We start from the raw sequence: 20935 nt of genomic DNA, 5'->3' as shown, positions 1-20935 counted from the left end.
GAAATCGGGATCAATAAAGAAGTGGACGCGCCCCGCAGGCGCCGGCGTGGCCCTTGACCTTGAACCTAGGGCTCAGGTGGGAGAAGTCTCCGGATCTTTAGGCTTTCCGCTCGAAGACGGACATGCACAGCGAAACGGAAGTACTCGGTCCCGTGGTGAAAAATTAAGGCTCAAGGGTACCACCGGGCCACAATCGAACGCCGCAGTGACGCGTCCGAGTTCATTATGAACCAAACCCCCCGGGGTGCGCGCAACCCCCGTGGCTGTAGGGGATCCGTCGCGGGCCTCAGCACTGCTCCCAGGGCAGGCCGTGGTAGCGCCAGCCACCCCGAGTGGAGCGCTTGTGGTTCTCGTCCAGCGGTCCTTCGAAGCCTTCGTCCACCGAGAAGACATGCTCGATGCCGGCGTCCACCAGGGCCTGCCCGGCGTCCAGCGTGCGCTTGCCGCTGCGGCAGATCAGGTACAGGGCCGGTGCTTCTTCGCTGTGATCGCTGACGCCGCCCAGCAGCAGCTTGCGCACCTGGGGCACGAACTGTGGGTTCACGGTCCAGTCGGGTTCGTCGATCCACGGGATGTGGATGGAGCCGGTCGGATGGCCGACGAACAGATACTCCATGGTTGAGCGGACGTCGATCAGCAGGTCGCGCGGGCGTGCCTGCAGACGCTCGTAGGTCTCCACCGGCGAGATGCGTTTCGGGGCGGGGCGGGGGGTGTCGGTCATGGTGTTTTCCTGGGGGCGGGCGCCGTTCCCTGGCACCCGCAATGCTTACATGGCGAAGTCGAGGCGTTCCTGGACCCGGTCGATCCCGGCCTGGGCGCATTCCTCGTCGAGATCGCCGCCGGGCGCACCGGACACGCCGACCGCTCCGAGCATGCTGCCGGCCGCTTCGATTGGCAGGCCGCCGGCCAGCATGATGATGCCATCCACGTGGTTCATCTCCATGCGGATGTCTTCGCGGTTGTCGCGGAAGTTGGCGGAGGTGGTGCCGGACATGGTCACGGCCCGGGCCTTGTCGCCGGCAATCTGGATGGTCTGCACGCCGGCCATGCGGTCGCGCAGGACCACTTGGTCGTTGCCGGCGCGATCAACCACGACCACCGCGGTCTGGTGGCCCATTTCGCGGCAGGCCTCGACGGCGCCCATGGCGATGTCGTTGGCCAGTTCCAGGGTCATGAAGCGCTGGGTATAGACATCGGCCTGGGCGCTGCTGGCGAGGCCGAGGCACAGGGCCGCGGCGGTGCCGGTCACCAGGCGGGTCAGGGAATTCGTCATGGGTTCCTCCTTTCTGGTTATGGGTGCTGCACGTCGATCATGGCAGATAGGGGACGTGGTTGCCGAGCGTGCCATTCCGCCCGTCGCCGACCGGCCGCTGGGTGGGGGAACAGGCGACAGGCGGGCATGGCGCGGCTACACTACGCGCATGTCGGGAAACAGCTTTGGGCGACTGTTCGTCGTCAGTACCTTTGGTGAAAGTCACGGGCCGGCCCTGGGCGCGGTGGTGGACGGTTGTCCGCCCGGTCTGGAGCTTTGCGAGGCGGATCTGCAGTTTGACCTGGATCGCCGCCGGCCGGGCCAGTCGCGCCACACCACCCAGCGTCGCGAGCCGGATCAGGTCCGTATTCTGTCGGGGGTGTTCGAGGGGAGTACCACGGGTACGCCGATCGGGCTGCTGATCGAGAACGTCGATCAGCGCTCCAAGGATTACGGCGACATCCAGGACCGCTTCCGCCCGGGGCATGCGGACTACACCTATCACCAGAAATACGGCGTGCGTGATTACCGCGGCGGCGGGCGCAGTTCTGCGCGCGAGACCGCGCTGCGGGTAGCGGCCGGCGGCATCGCGCGGCGCTATCTCGAGCAGCGCTACGGGATCACCATCCGCGGTTGGTTGTCGCAGCTCGGCCCGATCGAGCTGGAGCCGAAGCAGCCGGAGATCGCGAACGACAACCCGTTCTTCTCCCCGGATCCGGACAAGGTCGTGGAACTGGAGGAGTACATGGACGCCCTGCGCAAGTCGGGCGATTCCATCGGGGCACGGGTGACGGTCGAGGCGACCGGGGTGCCGGCTGGCTGGGGCGAGCCGGTGTTCGACCGCCTGGACGCCGACCTGGCGCACGCGCTGATGAGCATCAACGCGGTGAAGGGTGTGGAGATCGGCGCGGGTTTCGAATCCGTGACCCAGCGCGGCACCGAGCACCGCGACGAGATCACCCCCGAGGGCTTTCTGTCCAACCACGCCGGCGGCGTGCTGGGCGGGATCAGCACCGGTCAGGCGGTGCAGGCCAGCATTGCCATGAAGCCGACGTCCAGCATCCGTCTGCCCGGGCGCAGCATCAACACCGCCGGCGAGCCGGTGGAGGTGGTCACCAAGGGGCGGCACGACCCCTGCGTGGGCATCCGCGCGACCCCGATCGCCGAGGCGATGATGGCGCTGGTGCTGATGGACCACGCCCTGCGTCACCGTGCGCAGAACGCCGATGTCCCGGACTCGGGGCTGGAGCTGCGCGACCATCCCGGCGAATGACGCGGCCTTCGGCCGTGTCGTCCTGATCGTGTAGCGGTCCCCTCATGGCAGTGACGCAGAACGCGCGCCTGTCCGCGGTCTACTTCTTCTACTTCGCCAGCCTCGGCGCCTTCATGCCGTTCTGGGGGCCGTACCTCTCCGAGGAGGGGTTCAGCGGCGCCCAGATCGGCGAGCTGATGGCGATCGTGCTGGCGACCAAGATCATTGCGCCCAACGTCTGGGGCTGGCTCGCGGATCGTGCCGGCGCGCACATGCCGATCGCCCGCTGGGGTGCGTTGGGCGGGGCGGTCGCCTTCACCGGCGTGCTGCTGTACACCGGGTACTGGTGGCTCGCGGTGGTGATGGCCGCCTACAGTTTCTTCTGGAACGCGATCCTGCCGCAGTTCGAGGCCACCACCATGCGGTCGCTGGGGCGGGACGCGCATCGGTATGCGCTGGTCCGGCTGTGGGGCTCGGTCGGCTTCATCGTGGCGGTTGCGGTGCTGGGCTGGGCCTTCGACCGGATCGCCGTGGCCTGGCTGCCGTGGATCGTGCTGGCGGTGCTGATCGCGGTGGTGGTGGCGTCGCAGTTCGTGCGCGAGCCGGCGCGCAACCTCGACGAGGACAATAACGCCCCGCCCCTGCTAACCGTGCTGCGCCGCCCCGAGGTGATCGCGTTGTTTGTGGCCTGCTTCTTCATGCAAGCGAGCCACGGGCCGTACTACGCCTTCTTTACCCTGTACCTGGAACAGGCCGGCTACTCGCGCTCGGTGGCCGGGCAGCTGTGGGCACTGGGGGTGGCGGCCGAGGTGGTGCTGTTCCTGTTGATGCCGCGGCTGATCCTGCGTTTTGGGGCCTGGTTGCTGGTGTCGGCGGCGCTGGTGTTGACCACGCTGCGCTGGGGGCTGCTGGCGGCGGTCCCGGATTCGTTGCCGATGCTGCTGTTCATTCAGATCCTGCATGCGGCCAGCTACGGGGTGTACCACGCGGCGGCGATCTCGCTGATCCACTATTTCTTCCCCGGGCGGTTGCAGGGGCGCGGGCAGGCGCTGTATTCGTCGCTGGCCTTCGGGTTGGGCGGTGCCTCGGGATCCCTGGTGGCCGGCTATCTGTGGGATGGCATCAGCCCAGCCTCGGTGTATGTGTTCGCGGCGTTCCTGGCCGCGGCCGGGGTGATCGCCTCGGTGTATGGCGAATGGCGTTTCCGCACCCCGGTGCGAACCCTGTAACTGGCGTGCCGGGGCAAAGCTTCGTAGGGTGCGCGTAACCCGATGGACCGATAGCACTGGATGGAACAAAGATGATTCGAATTGCGATTGCGGGCGCCGGCGGGCGCATGGGCCAGAACCTGGTGCAGGCGGTGGACGAACACCCCGATGCCCAGCTGGGGGCGGCCAGTGAGCGCCCCGGCAGCGAGACCATCGGTCAGGCGGTGGGCGCGGAGGGCCGGGTGCGCCTGGTCGAGGATCTGGCGACGGTTACCGACGATTTCGATGTGCTGATCGATTTCACCTCGCCGCAGGCGACCATGCAGCACCTGGAGCTGTGTGCGAACGCCGGAAAGGCACTGGTGATCGGCACCACCGGGCTGGATGCGGAGCAGGAGCAGCGCTTGCAGGCGGCGGCAGGGGATCTGCCGATCGTCTATGCGCCGAACATGAGTGTCGGGGTCAATCTGACCTTCAAGCTGGTGGAGCTGGCCGCGCGGGCGCTGGGCGACAGCGTGGATGTGGAGATCCTGGAGGCCCATCACCGGCACAAGGTGGACGCGCCCTCCGGTACCGCGCTGAAGCTCGGGCGTGTGGTCGCGGAGACCCTGGGCCGCGATCTGGAGCAGGACGCCGTCTACGGGCGCGAGGGCCAGACCGGAGCCCGTGACCGGCGCACTATCGGTTTTGCCACGGTGCGCGGCGGCGACATCGTCGGCGAGCACACGACTCTGTTTGCGGGTGATGGCGAGCGTGTGGAGATTACCCACAAGGCCTCCAGTCGCACGGTGTTCGCCTCCGGTGCGGTGCGTGCGGCGGTCTGGCTGGTCGGCGCTGGCAATGGGCTGTTCGACATGCAGGATGTGCTGGGGCTGCGCGACCTCTAGCCGGTAGGGGCTGCGTTTGGCGAAGGCTAGGCCTGGTTCGTCATCCGGTGTTTACGGTGCCTTCGACCGGCCGACAGGCTTGTTGTGGCTGGCCCTGGTTCGGCATCGGGTGTTTACGGTGCTTTCGTCGAGCCGCCTGCCAGGCGCTGACTCGCCAGCGCGCCCCGAGTTACTTCTTTGCCCGTGCAAAGAAGTAACCAAGAAACACGCCCGACTGCCGCGACCCCGGCCCGCTGCGCGGGCCGGGGTTTCCCTCGCTCCGAGGCTTTTCGCGGGCGGCGCTGAACTCGCTGCGCCTTCGGCTCCGCTCAGACATCCAGCGCCTTTTCTCCCGCGAAAAGCCTCTCCACTCGGCGCGACGACAACGGGGAGGTAGGTCAAGACAATTGCGGTCCGAAGGCCTGTGCCATTGGTTGGAGGCAGGCTGTTCCGACATCTTCGGCACGCTCGGCCTTCGGCCATGGCGTGCCGCGCCCGCGAAGCGGGCGCCGGGGCCTTCGGACGGCATTACCTATTGTTATGTCCGGGGGACGGAACACCTTCTGTCTTGACCTACTCTTCCCGTATGGAGCCCCTTGCGGAATCCGGGTGCCCTTCTTTGGGTACTTTCTTGGGCAAGCAAGAAAGTACCTCGCGGTGCGCTCGCGAGAGAGCGCGTGGCAGGCGGCCGGACGAAGCCACCGTAAACACCGAGCGATGAACCAGGGCCAGCCTGAAAAGGCCAGCCTAGCCACGGAGCATCGGTTTCATACTTGGGCCGGGTAGGCGGTGTTCGGGCCCGGAAAGCGGGCGGCGAGTGGCGGGCGGAGACGCCGGAAGTGGGGATCTCGTTGGACGCCGCGCGCGGCGCTCGCGTACACTTGAAGGCGTAATCGTATCCGTCCTCCGAGCACCGAATCGTTGCCGAAAAAGGGGTTCACACCCCGGTAGAGTGGTGCGGACGAGGGCGGGTCGCAGATCCCGAACGAATCGCAGTACCGCCGCCGGCGAATCGCCTGGCGGCCCCGACCCAGACCACCTGGAGGTCCCCCTGTGTCCGCGCCTGCTCTGCTCGTCCTGGAAGATGGCACTGTGTTTCATGGTCAGGCGATCGGCGCCATGGGCCAGACGGTTGGCGAGGTGGTGTTCAATACCGCGATGACCGGGTACCAGGAGATCCTCACCGATCCGTCCTATCACCGGCAGATGGTGACGCTGACCTACCCGCATATCGGCAACACCGGGACGAACCCGGAGGACGACGAATCTTCGCGTGCCCATGCCGCAGGGTTGATCATCCGTGATTTGCCGCCGCTGGTGTCCAATTGGCGCTCGCGGGAGTCGCTGCCCGACTATCTACTACGCCACGGCATTGTGGCGATCAGCGGGATCGATACCCGCAAGCTGACCCGTATCCTGCGCGAGAAGGGCGCCCTGAACGGCTGCATCCAGGCCGGTGATGTGGACGAGACCTCGGCCCTGGCGGCCGCGCGCGAGTTCCCCGGGATCAAGGGTATGGATCTGGCGCGCGAGGTGACCACACGGGACCGCTACGAGTGGCTGGAGGGCACTTGGCAGCTCGGTGAAGAGCCGAAGCGAGTCGACCCGGACGCCGCTGACTACCACGTGGTGGCCTACGACTTTGGTATGAAGCAGAACATCCTGCGCATGCTGGCGGATCGTGGCTGCCGCGTGACGGTGGTCCCGGCCGAGACGCCGGTGGACGAGGTGATGGAGCTAAAGCCCGATGGGGTCTTCCTGTCCAACGGCCCGGGCGATCCCGAGCCCTGCACCTATGCCATCGACGCGATCCGTGACTTCTGCGAACGCAAGCTGCCGCTGTTCGGCATCTGTCTGGGGCATCAGCTCCTGGGCATCGCCAGTGGCGGCAAGAGCGTGAAGATGAAGTTCGGCCACCACGGGGCAAACCACCCGATCCGGCACGAGGCCAGCGGGCGAGTGATGATCTCGTCGCAGAATCACGGCTTCGCGGTCGACGAGGACAACCTGCCCAAGACGTTGAAGGCGACCTACCGGTCCCTGTTCGACGGTACGCTTCAGGGGATCGCCCGCACGGATTGCCCGGCGTTCAGCCTGCAGGGTCACCCCGAGGCGAGCCCGGGGCCGCATGATGTGTCCCCGGCGTTCGACGACTTCGTCGAGATGATGCGCGCCGCGCGCAGCTAACGCCGTTCCCCCGATTTTCGACCGAATTTCCGATTTCGACAGCCTGCGAGAGCCGTCACATGCCCAAGCGTACCGACATCCAGAGCATCCTGATCCTCGGGGCCGGCCCGATCGTGATCGGTCAGGCCTGCGAGTTCGACTATTCTGGCGCCCAGGCCTGCAAGGCCCTGCGCGAGGAGGGCTACCGGGTGATCCTGGTGAACTCCAACCCGGCAACCATCATGACCGACCCGGAGATGGCGGATGCCACCTACATCGAGCCGGTCGATTGGCAGACGGTCGCCCAGATCATCGAGAAGGAGCGGCCCGATGCCGTGCTGCCGACCATGGGGGGCCAGACCGCGCTGAACTGCGCGCTGGACCTGTCCCGGGAAGGCGTGCTGGAGAAGTTCGGAGTGGAAATGATCGGTGCCAACGAGGCGGCGATCGATATGGCCGAGGACCGCGACCACTTCAAGGCGGCGATGGCTGATATCGGCCTGGATACGCCGACCGCGATGCTCGCGCACTCCTGGGAGGAGGCGCAGGAGATCCAGCCGAAGATCGGCTTCCCGGTGATCATCCGGCCGTCGTTCACCCTCGGTGGTTCGGGCGGCGGCATCGCCTACAACCGCGAGGAGTTCGAGTACATCGTCAAGAACGGGATCGATCTCTCGCCGGTGAACCAGGTGCTGCTGGAGGAGTCCGCGCTCGGCTGGAAGGAGTTCGAGATGGAGGTGGTCCGTGACAAGGCGGACAACTGCATCATCATCTGCTCGATCGAGAACCTCGATCCGATGGGCATCCACACCGGCGACTCGATCACCGTGGCCCCGGCGCAGACCCTGACCGACAAGGAATACCAGATCATGCGCGACGCCTCGCTGGCGGTACTGCGCAAGATCGGCGTGGAGACCGGTGGCTCCAACGTGCAGTTCGCGATCAACCCGGAGAACGGGCGCATGATCGTGATCGAGATGAACCCGCGGGTGTCGCGTTCCTCCGCGCTGGCCTCCAAGGCGACCGGCTTCCCGATCGCCAAGGTCGCGGCCAAGCTGGCGGTGGGCTACACCCTCGACGAGCTGAAGAACGACATTACCGGTGGTCTGACCCCGGCCTCGTTCGAGCCGTCCATCGATTACGTGGTCACCAAGATCCCGCGCTTCACCTTCGAGAAGTTCCCGCAGGCGGATGCACGCCTGACCACCCAGATGAAGGCGGTGGGTGAGGCCATGGCCATTGGCCGCACCTTCCAGGAGTCGTTCCAGAAGGCGCTGCGCTCGATGGAGACCGGCATGGACGGCCTCGACGAGCGCATCGATCTGACCGCCGATGACGTGACCGATCAGCTGCGCACGAAGCTCGCCAACCCCAGCCCCGAGCAGGTGCTGTACGTGGCCGATGCCTTCCGTGCGGGTTTCTCGATCCAGGATATCTTCGACCTGACCGCGATCGACCCCTGGTTCCTGGCCCAGATCCAGGAGCTGGTGGACGTCGAGAAGGGCGTGAAGGACCGCATCCTGGGCGAGATCAGCGCCGAGGAGATGTACCGTCTGAAACAGCGCGGATTCTCCGACCTGCGCCTGGCGAAGCTTGTGAACGATACCGAGAAGGCGGTGCGCAAACACCGCCATGGACTGGGCGTGCGCCCGGTGTACAAGCGGGTGGATACCTGTGCGGCCGAGTTCGCGACTACCACGGCCTACATGTACTCCTCGTACGAAGAGGAGAACGAGGCGGATCCCACCGACAAGCAGAAGATCATGGTGCTGGGCGGCGGGCCCAACCGCATCGGTCAGGGCATCGAGTTCGACTACTGCTGCGTGCATGCCGCGCTCGCGATGCGCGAGGACGGGTACGAGACCATCATGGTCAACTGCAACCCGGAGACGGTCTCGACCGATTACGACACCTCGGACCGGCTGTATTTCGAGCCGCTGACGCTGGAGGACGTGCTGGAGGTCGTGGCGACCGAGAAGCCGGCCGGCGTGATCGTGCAGTACGGTGGCCAGACGCCACTGAAGCTCGCGCGGGACCTGGAGGCCGCTGGCGTGCCGATCATCGGCACCAGCCCGGACTCCATCGACCTGGCCGAGGACCGCGAGCGCTTCCAGGCCCTGCTGAACAAGCTGGGGCTCAAGCAGCCGCCGAACCGCACCGCGCGCAGCGAGGAGGAGGCCGAGAAGCTGGCCGAGGAGATCGGCTACCCACTGGTCGTACGTCCGTCCTACGTGCTCGGTGGGCGCGCGATGGAGATCGTGCGCGACCGCGAGGACCTGCGCAGCTACATGAAGAACGCGGTGTCCGTCTCCAATGATGCCCCGGTGCTGCTGGACCGCTTCCTGGATGACGCCATCGAGGTCGACGTCGACGCGATCTCGGATGGCGAGAACGTGATCATCGGCGGGATCATGGAGCACATCGAGCAGGCCGGCGTGCACTCGGGCGACTCCGCCTGTTCCCTGCCGCCGTTCTCGTTGTCCATGGAACTCCAGGACGAGATGGTCGAGCAGGTGCGCAAGATGGCACTGGGCCTGAAGGTCGTCGGCCTGATGAACACCCAGTTTGCGATCAAGGGCGACGATATCTACGTGCTGGAGGTGAATCCACGGGCCTCGCGCACCGTGCCGTACGTCTCCAAGAGCGTCGGACGGCCGCTGGCCAAGATTGCCGCGCGTTGCATGGTCGGGCAGACCTTGCCCGAGCAGGGCGTGGGCGATGCGGTCTATCCGGACTATTATTCGGTGAAGGAATCGGTGTTTCCGTTCGCCAAGTTCCAGGGCGTGGACCCGATCCTGGGGCCGGAGATGAAATCCACTGGCGAGGTGATGGGGGTCGGGCGCAGTTTTGCCGAGGCGTTCGCCAAGAGCCAGCTGGGAGCGGGCGTACTGTTGCCGTCCACCGGCAAGGCCTTCGTGTCGGTGCGCGAGATCGACAAGCCGCACGTGGCGGAAGTGGCCCGGCGCCTGGTGGAGTTGGGCTTCGAGGTCCTGGCGACGCGTGGCACGGCGAACGTGCTGGAGGAAGCCGGCATTCAGGTGACGCGCGTGAACAAGGTCACCGAGGGTCGCCCGCACATCGTGGACATGATCAAGAACGACGAGATCAGCTTCATCATCAATACCGTGGAGGGGAAGCAGTCGACCTCCGACTCCTACACCATTCGCCGCGAGGCGTTGATGCACAAGGTGGGCTATACCACCACGATCGCCGGGGCCAAGGCCACCGTACAGGCCCTGGATCACCTGGGGGCGAATGACGTCTTCCGGCTGCAGGACCTCCACCAGGAAAATCTCGGAGGGAAAAGCGCATGAACAAGACGCCCTTGACCGTGACTGGCGCGGAAAAGATGAAGGAAGAGCTGAAGAAGCTGAAGGGCGAGGATCGCCCGCGCGTGGTCAACGCGATCTCCGATGCGCGCGAGCACGGCGACCTCAAGGAGAATGCCGAGTACCACGCGGCACGCGAACAGCAGAGCTTCATCGAGGGCCGCATCCGCGAGCTGGAGTCGAAGCTCTCCAACGCCCAGATCATCGACGTGGCCACCCTGCCGCAGACCGGCAAGGTGGTGTTCGGGACCACCGTGGTGCTGGAGGCGACTGCGGACGGGCGCCAGGTCACCTACAAGATCGTTGGTGACGACGAGGCCGATATCAAGAACAACATGATCTCGGTGTCTTCGCCGATTGCGCGGGCGCTGATCGGCAAGGAAGAAGGCGACGTCGTGACCGTGCAGGCCCCGGGCGGGGAGACGGAATACGAGATCCTGGAGGTTCGCTACGTCAACTGATGACGCGGCGGGTCCCGGTCGCGCTCAGGGGCGCAACCGGGCGGTGGGGTCAGGCCGGGTCCAGGGAGACCTTCGGGTCATCCGGGTTGCGGCGGAACAGGGTGGCGACATAGCCGACGCGTTGCACTCGCGCGGCGCCGGTGCGTTCACAGAGCTCTTCCACGGTGCCGTTGCGGACCTCGCGGTCGCCGATGTTCACCTTGATCTTGACCAGCTCGTGGTGGGTCAGCGCCAGCTCCAGCTCCGCCAGTACGGCATCAGTCAGCCCATTGCGGCCAATGGTCACGATGGGCTTGCGCGGATGGGCGAGGCTGCGCAGATGGCGGCGTTGCGCGTCGGTCAGATTCACAGGAGGCCATTTTTCAGTGTTTAAACATCAAAATTGTAGCATGCCGTCCGCAGCTGCGAGGCCGCTCAATGCCCAAGCGTAGCCGCTCCAGTCAGCGCTGGTTGAAGGAGCATTTCGACGATCCCTACGTCCAGCGGGCCCAGCAGGAGGGTTACCGCGGGCGGGCGGTGTACAAGCTGCAGGAGATCGATGAGCGCGACCGGTTGCTGAAACCCGGCATGCGCGTGGTGGACCTCGGCGCGGCACCGGGCGGCTGGACGCAGTACGCCGCTCGGAAGATTGGCCGCAAGGGCGTGCTGATTGCCACGGACATCTTGCCGATGGACCCGGTGCCGGGCGCGGAGATCGTCACCGGCGACTTCCGCGAGGACGCCGTGCTGGACGCGATACTTGCCCTGGTGGGCGATGAGCGTGCCGATCTTGTGCTTTCCGACATGGCCCCCAACCTGACCGGGACGGGTGCGGTGGATCTGCCGCGTTCGATCCATCTTTGTGAACTGGCGCTGGACTTGGCGACACGCATTCTGAACCCCGGGGGCGCATTTCTGGTCAAGCTGTTTCAGGGTGAAGGTTCTGATGCCTATCTGGCCGAGGTGCGTCGGCGGTTCGGCTCGGTAAAGGTGCGCAAGCCGAAGGCATCGCGGCCACGGTCACGCGAAGTGTACGTATTGGCGCGTGAGCCCCGGGATGTGTAAAGCTGCCAAAAGCTAACGATTAAATGTTCTTCGAGGTGTCGTTTTGAACGGTCTGGCCAAGAATCTGATCATCTGGGCGGTAATTGCCGTCGTCCTGATGTCCGTCTTCAACAACTTCGGCCCGCAGCAGCAGACGCAGGATGTTCGGAGCATTACGTACTCCGAGTTCATCCGCGACGTGCAGGGCGGTCGCGTGGACAACGTGACCATCAAGGGTGAGAAGATCGAGGGTACGACGATCGAGGGCCAGGCGTTTACCACGGTGAACCCGAACGACCCCGGTCTGATCGGCGACCTGCTGCAGAACAACGTGGAGCTGAACGCCCACGAGGAAGCCGAGCGCTCCCTGCTGATGAGCATCCTGATCAGCTGGTTCCCGATCCTGTTGCTGATCGCCGTGTGGATCTACTTCATGCGCCAGATGCAGGGCGGTGGTGCCGGTGGCAAGGGCGCGATGTCCTTCGGCAAGTCCAAGGCCAAGCTGATGTCCGAGGACCAGGTCAAGGTCAGCTTCAATGACGTGGCCGGCTGCGACGAGGCCAAGGAGGAGGTGACCGAGCTGGTCGACTTCCTGCGCGACCCGTCCAAGTTCCAGAAGCTGGGTGGCCAGATTCCGCGCGGCGTGCTGATGGTCGGCTCTCCGGGTACCGGCAAGACGCTGCTGGCCAAGGCGATTGCCGGCGAGGCCAAGGTGCCGTTCTTCAGCATCTCCGGTTCCGATTTCGTCGAGATGTTCGTTGGCGTGGGCGCCTCGCGCGTGCGCGACATGTTCGCCGAGGCCAAGAAGCACGCCCCCTGCATCATCTTCATCGACGAGATCGACGCGGTCGGTCGCCAGCGTGGTGCCGGCATGGGCGGCGGTCACGACGAGCGTGAGCAGACCCTGAACCAGCTGCTGGTCGAGATGGACGGCTTCGAGGGCACCGAGGGGGTTATCGTGATTGCCGCGACCAACCGTCCGGACGTGCTTGACCCGGCGCTGCTCCGCCCGGGTCGCTTCGACCGCCAGGTGGTGGTGCCGCCGCCGGACGTACGCGGTCGCGAGCAGATCCTCAAGGTGCATATGAAGAAAACGCCGATCTCCGACGACGTGCGTCCGGATCTGATCGCGCGCGGCACGCCGGGTTTCTCCGGCGCGGATCTGGCCAACCTGGTCAACGAGGCGGCGTTGTTTGCGGCGCGCTCCAACAAGCGCCTGGTGGACATGTCCGACTTCGAGCGCGCCAAGGACAAGATCATGATGGGCGCCGAGCGCAAGTCCATGGTGATGTCCGAGGACGAGAAGAAGCTGACCGCCTACCATGAGGCCGGCCACGCGATTGTTGGCCTGACGGTGCCGGAGCACGACCCGGTCTACAAGGTCAGCATCATCCCGCGTGGGCGGGCCCTGGGCGTGACCATGTTCCTGCCCGAGGAGGACCGCTACAGCCACTCGAAGACGCGTCTGGAGAGTCAGCTGGCGAGCCTGTTTGGCGGGCGTCTGGCAGAAGAGATTATCTTCGGCAATGACAAGGTGACCACCGGAGCCTCGAACGATATCGAGCGCGCCACTCAGATCGCCCGCAACATGGTCACCAAGTGGGGCCTGTCGGAAAAGCTCGGCCCGCTGGATTACGGTGAGGAAGAAGGGCATCCGTTCCTGGGTGGGCAAATGGGCAAGTCGAAGCCGATGTCCGACGACACTGCGCGCCAGATCGATGCCGAGGTCCGTCACATCATCGATGCGAACTACCAGCATGCGAAGCAGATCCTGGTCGACAATATCGATACGCTGCACGCGATGGCGCGGGCACTGATGAAATACGAGACCATCGACGACAAGCAGATCGCGGACATCATGGCCGGGCGCGAGCCCCGCGAGCCGGCGGATTGGGATAGCGGCGGCGGTTCCGGTGGCTCGGCGCAGGCCAGCGACGAGGCCGAGGGTGGTGCCTCGGATGCCGATGGTGACGCCAAGGACGGCTCCGATGGTCGGGGTGACGATGACAAGGGTGTGGTCGGCGGTCCTGCGCCGCAGTCCTGATCCGTCCACTTCGTGACCGGGCTTGGGTCCGGTCGCCGCCACTGGCCGCCAGGCCCTCGTCCTGGCGGCCTTTTTCGTTGGGTACTCACAGGAGAACGCCGATCGTGCCGACTGACGCACCGGTACTGCAATGCGGGGGGCACGCCCTAGACCTTGGGCAGCCGCGGATCATGGGGATTCTGAACGTCACCCCGGACTCGTTCTCCGACGGTGGCCAGTACGCGCGGGTGGAAGATGCGCTGACGCGGGCCCGCGCCATGGTCGCGGAGGGGGCCGAGATCCTTGACGTGGGCGGTGAATCCACTCGCCCCGGTGCGGCGCCAGTGGCGCTGGAGGATGAGCGTCAGCGGGTGCTTCCGGTCATCGAAGCCCTGCGCGCGGAACTGGATGTTCCGCTGTCCGTGGACACCATGAAGCCGGAGATGATGCGCGAGGCGGTTGCCGTCGGTGCCGGGATGCTGAATGACGTGAACGGCTTTCGCGCCGAAGGGGCGCTGGCGGTCGCGATGGGGGCGGCCCGCGAGCGTGGCGTAGCGCTTTGCGCGATGCACATGCAGGGCGATCCGCAGTCGATGCAGCGGGAGCCGCATTACGACGATGTGGTGGACGAGGTGCGCGCCTTCCTCGAGCAGCGGGTGGCGGAGTTGTTGCGTGGCGGCGTGCCGCGCGGCCAGATCCTGCTGGATCCGGGCTTCGGCTTCGGCAAGACCCTGGAGCACAACGTCGCGCTGTTTCGCGGCCTGCCGCGCCTGGCGGCCTCCGGCTTGCCGCTGCTGGTGGGCGTCTCGCGCAAGTCGATGATCGGTCAGCTGCTGGATGACCGTCCGGTCGCTGAGCGGGATCCCGGCAGTGCCGTGGCGGCCCTGTTGGCGGCACAGGCCGGTGCGCGTGTCCTGCGTGTGCACGATGTCTCGGCGACCCGTGATGCCCTGGCGCTATACTCAGCGTTGCGACCGGATGGTGGCGACGGACAGGACAATCGAGGGAACTGATGGGCAAGTATTTCGGAACCGACGGCATCCGTGGGCGCACCGGCGACTGGCCGATGACGCCGGAGTTTGCGCTGCGCCTCGGGTATGCCGTGGGCGAGGTGCTGGGCGAGAACGGCCACCGCCAGGGGCCGGTCCTGGTGGGCAAGGACACGCGCGTGTCCGGCTACATGTTCGAGTCGGCACTGGAGGCCGGGTTGTCCGCCGCCGGGCTGGACGTTGCGTTGCTGGGACCGATGCCGACCCCGGCCATCGCCTACTTGACGCATACCTTCCGTGCCACTGCGGGCGTCGTGATCAGTGCCTCGCACAACCCATTCCACGACAACGGGTTCAAGTTCTTCACCCCCGAGGGCGACAAGCTGCCGGATGCGACCGAGGCGGCTATCGAGGCGCGTCTCGATCAGCCGGCACAGCCCATCAACAGTGCGCGTCTGGGCAAGGCCGTGCGCATCCAGGATGCCGCTGGACGCTACGTCGAGTTCTGCAAGAGCGCGATCCCGGCGCGTTCCGAGCTGCGCGGGATGAAGATCGTCATCGATTGTGCCCACGGTGCGACCTACAACGTCTCCCCGCACGTGTTCGAGGAGCTGGGGGCACAGGTCGAGATCCTCGGCGCCAGTCCGGACGGCTACAACATCAACGACGGGGTCGGCGCCCTGCACCCGGAGAACGTCGCCGAACAGGTGCGGGCGACCGGGGCGGATCTCGGCATCGCGCTGGACGGCGACGGCGACCGGGTGATCCTGGCCGATGCCGACGGCACCGTGGTCGACGGGGACCAGATCCTCGGTATCCTGGCGCTGGCGCGGCAACAGGCCGGGGGCTTCGACGGCGGTGTGGTCGGGACCCTGATGACCAACCTGGGGCTGGAGCAGGCCCTGGGGGGCGCCGGCATCCCGTTCGTGCGCGCGAAGGTCGGGGATCGCTATGTCCTGGAGGAGCTCCGCCGTCGCGACTGGACCCTGGGCGGCGAGGGGTCGGGTCATATTGTCTGTCTGGAGCACACCACGACCGGCGACGGTACGGTGGCGGCGTTGCAGGTTGCACACCTGATGCACCGTACCGGTCAGCCGCTCTCGGCGCTCGCAGCGGCCATTCCCAAGCTGCCGCAGTGCCTGATCAACGTGCCCGTCAGCGGTGCCGCGGCCGGCTGCCTGGAGGCCGAGCCAGTGCGCGCCGAGGTCGCCGCGGTGGAGGATCAGCTCGGCCAGCGTGGCCGGGTCCTGCTGCGTCCCTCCGGTACCGAGCCCCTGGTGCGGGTGATGGTTGAGGGCGAAGATGTCGACGAGACCCGCTCGGCCGCCGAGCGCATCGCGGACAGCATCCGGGCGGCGATCTGATTGCCGCAACCAAGCCTCGCCTGCGCGCCCCGCGACGGCTTGGTTGATTTGCTACCGGTGCGCCGGTAACATCCCGCCGCTCTAATCATCATGATCGGACCCCGTGTATCTGCGGGGTTCGGCCGATCGCAGGAGGAAGATCCGCATGCGCACGCCGCTGGTCGCCGGAAACTGGAAGATGAACGGTTCGCGGGACGCGAACCGCGCGCTCCTGTCCGCCCTGAAGGGCAGCCTGGGCGACATCCGGGGCGTGGACGTGGCGGTCTGCCCGCCCGCGGTCTACCTCGCCGAAATCGCGAATGACCTGTCCGGTGGCCCCATCGCCGTCGGCGCGCAGGATTGTTCCGACCAGGAAAAGGGTGCCTACACCGGCGAACTGGCCGGCTCCATGCTGGCCGAGGTGGGCTGCCGCTATGTGATCGTCGGGCATTCCGAGCGCCGCGAGCGGCAGAACGAGGACAATGCCTGGGTAGCAGCCAAGTTCGTTGCGGCGCAGGCCGCCGGGCTGACGCCGATCCTGTGTGTGGGCGAGCAGAAGGCCGACCGCGAAGGCGGGCGCACCGAGACTGTGGTCGCCGAGCAACTCGATGCGGTCCTGGATGCGGCCGGAGTCGAGGCGTTCGACCGCGCCGTGATCGCCTACGAGCCGGTTTGGGCGATTGGCACCGGTCTGACCGCCACGCCGGAACAGGCCCAGGAAGTGCATGCATTCATCCGCAATCGTGTTGCGGGTCGCGACCCGCAGGTCGCAGCCGATCTGCGCATCCTCTACGGGGGCAGCATGAAGGCCGATAATGCGGCCGGCCTCCTGGCGCTCGAGGACATCGACGGCGGTTTGATCGGCGGTGCCTCGCTGGATGCCGACGCATTTTCCGCCATTGCCCGCGCCGCGGGCGAGCAGGTCGCGGCATGATTTACGGCCTGCTCCTGGTGGTCCAGGTCGCGGTATCGCTTGGCCTGATCGCGCTGATCCTGATGCAGCACGGCAAGGGCGCCGATGCCGGCGCGGCCTTCGGCAGCGGCGCATCGGCGACGGTGTTCGGTGCGGCCGGGTCGGCGAACTTCCTGAGCCGCTCGACGGCCGTGCTGGCGGTGGTCTTTTTCCTCAACAGCCTGACGCTTGCGTATCTGGCGGCATCCAGCCCGGAGGCCGAGAGCCTGCTGGACCAGATGGAGGCAATGGAAGAAGAGGGCGATGGTCCGCCGGACCTCCCGCCCGAAGTGCTCCCGGGGCAAGAGCCCCCGGGTGGCAGCGGCCCGCAATCCGGCCGGCCGGCCGATGTGCCCGATTGAGATCCGGTACCTGTACGAATTGGCAGATGTGGTGGAATTGGTAGACACGCTATCTTGAGGGGGTAGTGGCGCAAGCCGTGTGGGTTCGAGTCCCACCATCTGCACCAAATACTCGTTGCCCCGGGCCGCTGAATATCTGTCGGCGCCCGGGGTAATTAACAATAAAAACAGCATCTTATAAAATTACGAATACTTGACACCGTTTTTGGGCATCACCTAGACTCCGTGCCCGGTGTACGGCTCTGCCGCGTCTGTGCGGGACCGAGTCGTACCCGCGCTTTCAACCAGCAACGCTGAACGGCTCGCCGGCGCGCTCGATCCACGCGACGCCTCGCGAACCTGCCCGCCTGAGGCGGCGTACGGGAGAGAGAAATGCTGGAAGGTTATTTACCCATCCTGCTGTTCATCGCAGTAGGCATCGTGATCGGCGTCGTGCCGCTGGTGGTCGGTATGGCCGTGGGTCCGCACAAGCCGGACGCGGCGAAAAATTCGCCCTACGAGTGCGGCTTCGAGGCCTTCGAGGATTCGCGGCTGAAGTTCGATGTCCGCTTCTACCTGGTCGCGATCCTGTTCATCATCTTTGATCTCGAGATCGCGTTTCTCTTCCCGTGGGCCGTGTCGCTAGACACCATTGGCCTGTTCGGGCTTCTTGCGATGGCCCTGTTTCTTGTCATTCTGGTCGTCGGTTTCATCTACGAGTGGAAGAAGGGGGCGCTGGAATGGGAATAGAAGGCGTTCTTGAGAAGGGCTTCGTCACCACCTCGGCGGACAAGCTCATCAACTGGGCCCGCACCGGGTCGCTCTGGCCGATGACCTTCGGTCTCGCGTGCTGCGCGGTGGAGATGATGCATGCCGGTGCCGCGCGCTACGACCTCGACCGCTTCGGGATCATCTTTCGGCCGAGCCCGCGCCAGTCGGACGTGATGATTGTGGCCGGCACCCTGGTCAACAAGATGGCGCCGGCTCTGCGCAAGGTCTACGACCAGATGCCCGAGCCGCGCTGGGTGATCTCCATGGGGTCCTGCGCCAACGGGGGCGGGTACTACCACTACTCCTACGCGGTGGTGCGCGGTTGCGACCGCATCGTGCCGGTGGATGTCTACGTGCCGGGGTGCCCGCCGACGGCGGAGGCGCTGCTCTACGGCATTATCCAGCTGCAGAACAAGATCCGGCGCACGAACACGATCGCGCGCTGACGCACCCGGGGTAGCAGATGGCTGAACAAGACAACTGGACCGACGCCCTGCGGGCGGAACTGGGCGATGCCCTGGAAAGCCTGCACGAGGCGAACGGCGAGATTACTGTCGATATCGCACCGGGCTCCTGGCGCGAGGCGGGCGAGAAGCTGCGCGACGCCCTGGGCTTCGAGATCCTGATCGACCTGTGCGGGGTGGACTACCTCGAATACGGGCAGGACGAATGGGGCACCGACTCCGCCACCAATACGGGCTTTTCCCGCGGTGTCGAAGCGGCGACCTCCGGGCGTTTCACCTTCGATGATGCGCCGGAAGATTCCAACTGGGACGGCCCGCGGTTCACCGTGGTGGCTCACCTGCTGTCGCTCGAACATAACCGCCGCGTGCGGATGCGCGCCTGGCTCAGTGACGAGGAGTTCCCCGAGGTCGAATCCCTCGTGGACGTCTGGGCCTCGGCCAACTGGTTCGAGCGCGAGGCCTTCGATCTGTTCGGCATCCTGTTCTCCGGGCATCCGGACCTGCGCCGCATCCTCACGGACTACGGCTTTGTGGGGCATCCGTTCCGCAAGGACTTCCCGCTGATCGGGCATGTCGAGATGCGTTATGACGCCGAGCAGGCCCGTGTGGTGTACCAGCCGGTGACGATCGAGCCGCGCGTGCTGGTGCCCAAGGTGATCCGCGCCGACCATCGCTACAGCGAGGGCGAGAAGCCGGGCGAAGGAGCCGAGAATGCCTGAGATTCGCAACTTCACCCTCAACTTCGGGCCGCAGCATCCCTCCGCCCACGGCGTATTGCGCCTGGTGCTGGAGATGGATGGCGAGGTGGTGCAGCGGGCCGACCCGCACATCGGCCTGCTGCATCGCGGCACCGAGAAGCTCGCGGAGAGTAAGCCGTACAACCAGTCGATCGGCTACATGGACCGTCTGGACTACGTGTCCATGATGGCCAACGAGCACGGCTACGTGCTCGCGATGGAAAAGCTGCTGGGCATCGAGGCCCCGCTGCGCGCGCAGTACATCCGGGTGATGTTCGACGAGATCACCCGCATCCTGAACCACCTGATGTGGCTGGGGGCGCATGCGCTGGATATCGGCGCCATGGCGGTGTTCCTGTACGCCTTCCGTGAGCGCGAGGACCTGATGGACTGCTACGAGGCGGTCTCGGGTGCGCGCATGCACGCGACCTATTACCGCCCTGGCGGTGTCGCGCGGGACCTGCCCGGCACGATGCCGAAGTATCAACCGTCCTCCTGGAAGTCGCAGGAGGTGGTGGATGACCTGAACAAGATCCGTCAGGGCTCGTTGCTGGACTTCATCGAGGCGTTTACCGAGCGCTTCCCCGGCTGCGTGGACGAGTACGAGACCCTGCTGACCGATAACCGGATCTGGAAGCAGCGCACTGTCGGGATCGGCGTGGTCGACCCGGATCGTGCGAAGCAGCTGGGCTTCACCGGCCCGATGCTGCGCGGCTCGGGAATCGAGTGGGACCTGCGCAAGAAGCAGCCCTACGAGGTCTACGACCGTCTCGATTTCGACATCCCGGTGGGCACCAACGGCGATTGTTACGACCGCTACCTGGTGCGCATCGAGGAGATGCGCCAGTCGAACCGCATCATTCGTCAGTGTGTGGACTGGCTGCGCCAGAATCCGGGCCCGGTGCTCCTCGAGGATCACAAGATCACCCCGCCAAAGCGCGAGGAGATGAAGGCCGACATGGAGGCCCTGATCCACCACTTCAAGCTGTTCACCGAGGGCATGTGCCTGCCGGAAGGCGAGGCCTACGCGGCGATCGAGCATCCGAAGGGCGAGTTCGGGGTCTACCTGGTCTCGGATGGTTCCAACAAACCGTATCGTCTGAAGGTCCGTCCGCCGGGCTTTGTGCACCTGTCCGCGCTGGACGAGATGGCGCGCGGCCACATGCTGGCCGATGTGGTCGCCATCATCGGGACTCAGGACATCGTATTCGGGGAGATCGACCGCTGATGGCTGCCGAACAGAAAACTGTCGCCTTCCACAAGCACGCCGCGAAGAAGGTCGAGCTGAGCGCGCACGAGCGCGAAGAAATCGACGCCTGGCTGGCGCGCTATCCCGAGGATCAGAAGCGCTCGGCCGTTCTGGGCGCTCTGCGTGCGGTGCAGCACGAGGATGGCTATCTCTCCACCGCGAAGATGGATGCCGTGGCCGACTATCTCGGGCTGCCGGCGATCGCGGTGTACGAGGTGGGTTCGTTCTACTCCATGTACGAACTGGAGCCGGTGGGCAAGCACACCATCATGGTGTGCGACAACATCTCCTGCATGCTGCGCGGCGCCGAGCCGATCATCGAGCATCTCGAGAAGCGTCTGGGCATCAAGCGCGGCGAGAGTACACCGGACGGCAAGTTCTACCTGAAGCTGGAAGAGGAGTGCCTTGCAGCCTGTTGCGGCGCCCCGATGATGCAGGTGGACCACAAGTACTACGAGAATCTCACCCCCGAGCGGGTCGACGAGATCCTCGACGGTCTGGAGAAGTAG

The 20935-nt window shown here is 65.6% G+C and carries 20 protein-coding genes, 1 tRNA gene and 1 other RNA gene; 18 read left to right on the top strand and 4 right to left on the bottom strand.

Annotated features, from left to right (window positions below; genetic code table 11):
• Positions 1 to 26 precede the first annotated feature (26 nt).
• The 3 genes from ssrS to F792_RS0100435 form a co-directional block, all read right to left on the bottom strand.
• Positions 27 to 212: non-coding RNA, 6S RNA (gene ssrS / locus F792_RS14375), on the bottom strand.
• Positions 213 to 286: 74 nt separating this feature from the next.
• Positions 287 to 721: a rhodanese-like domain-containing protein gene (locus F792_RS0100440; protein ID WP_018167913.1), complete on the bottom strand. Its 435-nt coding sequence runs from the start codon at positions 719 to 721 to the stop codon at positions 287 to 289.
• Between the two features lie 45 nt (positions 722 to 766).
• Positions 767 to 1273, bottom strand: coding sequence for a heme-binding protein (locus F792_RS0100435; RefSeq protein ID WP_018167912.1), 507 nt, complete (start codon positions 1271 to 1273; stop codon positions 767 to 769).
• 148 nt (positions 1274 to 1421) lie between these two features.
• On the opposite strand from F792_RS0100435, the gene aroC reads away from it, so the two are divergent.
• The 6 genes from aroC to greA all read left to right on the top strand — a co-directional run bounded on the left by aroC (position 1422) and on the right by greA (position 10534).
• Entirely contained in the window at positions 1422 to 2525 is a 1104-nt protein-coding gene (gene aroC, locus F792_RS0100430; protein WP_018167911.1) for a chorismate synthase, read from the top strand.
• Between the two features lie 44 nt (positions 2526 to 2569).
• A complete protein-coding gene (locus F792_RS0100425) occupies positions 2570 to 3733 on the top strand; it encodes an MFS transporter (protein ID WP_018167910.1) in 1164 nt (387 codons plus the stop codon).
• Between the two features lie 71 nt (positions 3734 to 3804).
• Positions 3805 to 4599: a 4-hydroxy-tetrahydrodipicolinate reductase gene (gene dapB, locus F792_RS0100420; RefSeq protein WP_018167909.1), complete on the top strand. Its 795-nt coding sequence runs from the start codon at positions 3805 to 3807 to the stop codon at positions 4597 to 4599.
• 1032 nt (positions 4600 to 5631) lie between these two features.
• Complete coding sequence (gene carA / locus F792_RS0100415; protein ID WP_018167908.1) at positions 5632 to 6765, top strand: glutamine-hydrolyzing carbamoyl-phosphate synthase small subunit; 1134 nt, start codon at positions 5632 to 5634, stop codon at positions 6763 to 6765.
• A 59-nt stretch (positions 6766 to 6824) separates the two neighbouring features.
• A complete protein-coding gene (carB, locus tag F792_RS0100410) occupies positions 6825 to 10058 on the top strand; it encodes a carbamoyl-phosphate synthase large subunit (protein ID WP_018146245.1) in 3234 nt (1077 codons plus the stop codon).
• Positions 10055 to 10534 carry a transcription elongation factor GreA gene (gene greA / locus F792_RS0100405; protein WP_018146244.1) on the top strand — a complete coding sequence of 160 codons (480 nt, stop codon included), beginning with the start codon at positions 10055 to 10057 and terminating at the stop codon, positions 10532 to 10534. The genes carB and greA overlap by 4 nt, the downstream gene beginning before the upstream one ends.
• 49 nt (positions 10535 to 10583) lie before the next feature.
• Here the strand turns inward: greA and yhbY are convergent, their stop codons facing one another.
• On the bottom strand, positions 10584 to 10883 hold the full coding sequence (gene yhbY / locus F792_RS0100400) for a ribosome assembly RNA-binding protein YhbY (protein ID WP_018146243.1): 300 nt from the start codon (positions 10881 to 10883) through the stop codon (positions 10584 to 10586).
• A 68-nt stretch (positions 10884 to 10951) separates the two neighbouring features.
• On the opposite strand from yhbY, the gene rlmE reads away from it, so the two are divergent.
• From rlmE to nuoE, 12 genes are all read left to right on the top strand, one after another.
• Positions 10952 to 11578, top strand: a complete 627-nt coding sequence (rlmE, locus tag F792_RS0100395; RefSeq protein ID WP_018167907.1) for a 23S rRNA (uridine(2552)-2'-O)-methyltransferase RlmE — start codon at positions 10952 to 10954, stop codon at positions 11576 to 11578.
• Between the two features lie 43 nt (positions 11579 to 11621).
• The gene (gene ftsH, locus F792_RS0100390) at positions 11622 to 13601 is read left to right on the top strand and encodes an ATP-dependent zinc metalloprotease FtsH (RefSeq protein WP_018146241.1); all 1980 of its coding nucleotides are present in this window, start codon (positions 11622 to 11624) and stop codon (positions 13599 to 13601) included.
• A gap of 104 nt (positions 13602 to 13705) precedes the next feature.
• The gene (gene folP, locus F792_RS0100385) at positions 13706 to 14593 is read left to right on the top strand and encodes a dihydropteroate synthase (protein WP_026305865.1); all 888 of its coding nucleotides are present in this window, start codon (positions 13706 to 13708) and stop codon (positions 14591 to 14593) included.
• Positions 14593 to 15933, top strand: a complete 1341-nt coding sequence (gene glmM, locus F792_RS0100380) for a phosphoglucosamine mutase (protein ID WP_018167905.1) — start codon at positions 14593 to 14595, stop codon at positions 15931 to 15933. Before folP ends, glmM begins: the two co-directional genes overlap by 1 nt.
• A 145-nt stretch (positions 15934 to 16078) precedes the next feature.
• Positions 16079 to 16846, top strand: coding sequence for a triose-phosphate isomerase (gene tpiA, locus F792_RS0100375; RefSeq protein WP_018167904.1), 768 nt, complete (start codon positions 16079 to 16081; stop codon positions 16844 to 16846).
• Entirely contained in the window at positions 16843 to 17226 is a 384-nt protein-coding gene (secG, locus tag F792_RS0100370; protein WP_018167903.1) for a preprotein translocase subunit SecG, read from the top strand. Before tpiA ends, secG begins: the two co-directional genes overlap by 4 nt.
• A gap of 22 nt (positions 17227 to 17248) precedes the next feature.
• A tRNA-Leu gene (locus tag F792_RS0100365) sits at positions 17249 to 17333 on the top strand.
• A gap of 265 nt (positions 17334 to 17598) precedes the next feature.
• The gene (locus F792_RS0100360; protein ID WP_018146236.1) at positions 17599 to 17955 is read left to right on the top strand and encodes an NADH-quinone oxidoreductase subunit A; all 357 of its coding nucleotides are present in this window, start codon (positions 17599 to 17601) and stop codon (positions 17953 to 17955) included.
• Positions 17946 to 18422: an NADH-quinone oxidoreductase subunit B family protein gene (locus F792_RS0100355; RefSeq protein ID WP_012982122.1), complete on the top strand. Its 477-nt coding sequence runs from the start codon at positions 17946 to 17948 to the stop codon at positions 18420 to 18422. Before F792_RS0100360 ends, F792_RS0100355 begins: the two co-directional genes overlap by 10 nt.
• Positions 18423 to 18439: 17 nt before the next feature.
• Positions 18440 to 19159: an NADH-quinone oxidoreductase subunit C gene (locus F792_RS0100350; protein ID WP_018146235.1), complete on the top strand. Its 720-nt coding sequence runs from the start codon at positions 18440 to 18442 to the stop codon at positions 19157 to 19159.
• The gene (locus F792_RS0100345) at positions 19152 to 20405 is read left to right on the top strand and encodes an NADH-quinone oxidoreductase subunit D (protein ID WP_018146234.1); all 1254 of its coding nucleotides are present in this window, start codon (positions 19152 to 19154) and stop codon (positions 20403 to 20405) included. Before F792_RS0100350 ends, F792_RS0100345 begins: the two co-directional genes overlap by 8 nt.
• Positions 20405 to 20935 (top strand): NAD(P)H-dependent oxidoreductase subunit E, encoded by a 531-nt coding sequence (gene nuoE / locus F792_RS0100340; protein WP_018167902.1) that lies wholly within the window; start codon positions 20405 to 20407, stop codon positions 20933 to 20935. The genes F792_RS0100345 and nuoE overlap by 1 nt, the downstream gene beginning before the upstream one ends.

This window comes from Thioalkalivibrio sp. ALMg9 (assembly GCF_000380625.1).
Taxonomy (GTDB): domain Bacteria; phylum Pseudomonadota; class Gammaproteobacteria; order Ectothiorhodospirales; family Ectothiorhodospiraceae; genus Thioalkalivibrio; species Thioalkalivibrio versutus.
The sequence above is the reverse complement of the archived record's forward strand: the minus strand, read 5'-3'. Positions and strand labels throughout refer to the sequence as shown.

Coding starts and splice junctions, on each gene's coding strand:
- F792_RS0100440 (WP_018167913.1), bottom strand. CDS start 721: ATGACCGACACCCCCCGCCCCGCCCCGAAACGCATCTCGCCGGTGGAG.
- F792_RS0100435 (WP_018167912.1), bottom strand. CDS start 1,273: ATGACGAATTCCCTGACCCGCCTGGTGACCGGCACCGCCGCGGCCCTG.
- aroC (WP_018167911.1), top strand. CDS start 1,422: ATGTCGGGAAACAGCTTTGGGCGACTGTTCGTCGTCAGTACCTTTGGT.
- F792_RS0100425 (WP_018167910.1), top strand. CDS start 2,570: ATGGCAGTGACGCAGAACGCGCGCCTGTCCGCGGTCTACTTCTTCTAC.
- dapB (WP_018167909.1), top strand. CDS start 3,805: ATGATTCGAATTGCGATTGCGGGCGCCGGCGGGCGCATGGGCCAGAAC.
- carB (WP_018146245.1), top strand. CDS start 6,825: ATGCCCAAGCGTACCGACATCCAGAGCATCCTGATCCTCGGGGCCGGC.
- greA (WP_018146244.1), top strand. CDS start 10,055: ATGAACAAGACGCCCTTGACCGTGACTGGCGCGGAAAAGATGAAGGAA.
- rlmE (WP_018167907.1), top strand. CDS start 10,952: ATGCCCAAGCGTAGCCGCTCCAGTCAGCGCTGGTTGAAGGAGCATTTC.
- glmM (WP_018167905.1), top strand. CDS start 14,593: ATGGGCAAGTATTTCGGAACCGACGGCATCCGTGGGCGCACCGGCGAC.
- tpiA (WP_018167904.1), top strand. CDS start 16,079: ATGCGCACGCCGCTGGTCGCCGGAAACTGGAAGATGAACGGTTCGCGG.
- secG (WP_018167903.1), top strand. CDS start 16,843: ATGATTTACGGCCTGCTCCTGGTGGTCCAGGTCGCGGTATCGCTTGGC.
- F792_RS0100360 (WP_018146236.1), top strand. CDS start 17,599: ATGCTGGAAGGTTATTTACCCATCCTGCTGTTCATCGCAGTAGGCATC.
- F792_RS0100355 (WP_012982122.1), top strand. CDS start 17,946: ATGGGAATAGAAGGCGTTCTTGAGAAGGGCTTCGTCACCACCTCGGCG.
- F792_RS0100350 (WP_018146235.1), top strand. CDS start 18,440: ATGGCTGAACAAGACAACTGGACCGACGCCCTGCGGGCGGAACTGGGC.
- F792_RS0100345 (WP_018146234.1), top strand. CDS start 19,152: ATGCCTGAGATTCGCAACTTCACCCTCAACTTCGGGCCGCAGCATCCC.
- nuoE (WP_018167902.1), top strand. CDS start 20,405: ATGGCTGCCGAACAGAAAACTGTCGCCTTCCACAAGCACGCCGCGAAG.